The 921-nt window shown below is 55.7% G+C and carries 1 protein-coding gene; it reads left to right on the plus strand.

Annotation, left to right across the window (positions count from 1 at the left end; all coding sequences use genetic code 11):
* A partial coding sequence (locus AC1DVH_RS31845; RefSeq protein WP_477757129.1) for a DNA-directed RNA polymerase subunit alpha occupies window positions 1-921 on the plus strand: 921 nt, incomplete at both ends.

Here is a 921-nt window from a genome sequence, read left to right on the forward strand (position 1 = left end):
GTTCCTGACACCCCGCCACATTGATGTGCAGGTTGTCAGTCCAACCCGCGCCAAGATCACTCTCGAGCCTCTCGAGCGTGGCTTTGGCCAYACSCTGGGCAACGCGCTGCGCCGCATCCTGTTGTCCTCAATGCCCGGCTGTGCAGTAGTCGAGGCCGAGATTGACGGTGTGCTCCACGAGTACAGCGCCATCGAAGGTGTACAGGAAGACGTCATTGAAATCCTGTTGAACCTTAAAGGTCTGGCTATCAAGCTGCACGGTCGTGACGAAGTTACGCTGACCTTGTCGAAGAAGGGTTCGGGGGTGGTTACCGCTGCCGATATTCAGCTGGATCATGATGTCGAGATCGTTAATCCCGATCACGTAATCGCTAACCTGGCGTCTAACGGCGCCCTGAACATGAAGCTCGTAGTAGCTCGTGGTCGTGGTTATGAACCGGCAGATTCGCGTCAGAGCGATGAAGACGAAAGCCGCAGCATCGGTCGCTTGCAGCTTGACTCTTCGTTCAGCCCGGTTCGCCGTATCGCATACGTGGTGGAAAACGCCCGTGTCGAGCAGCGTACTAACCTGGACAAGCTGGTTATTGATCTGGAAACCAACGGTACTCTGGATCCTGAAGAGGCAATTCGCCGCGCTGCAACCATCCTGCAACAGCAGTTGGCTGCGTTCGTCGACCTCAAGGGTGACAGTGAGCCAGTGGTTGTCGAGCAGGAAGACGAGATCGATCCGATCCTGCTTCGCCCGGTTGACGATCTGGAACTGACTGTACGTTCGGCTAACTGCCTTAAGGCGGAAAACATYTACTACATCGGCGACCTGATTCAGCGTACCGAAGTAGARCTGTTGAAGACTCCGAACCTGGGCAAGAAATCCTTGACTGAAATCAAGGACGTTCTGGCCTCCCGCGGTCTGTCCCTCGG

This window comes from Pseudomonas sp. P4_C3, assembly GCF_056402075.1.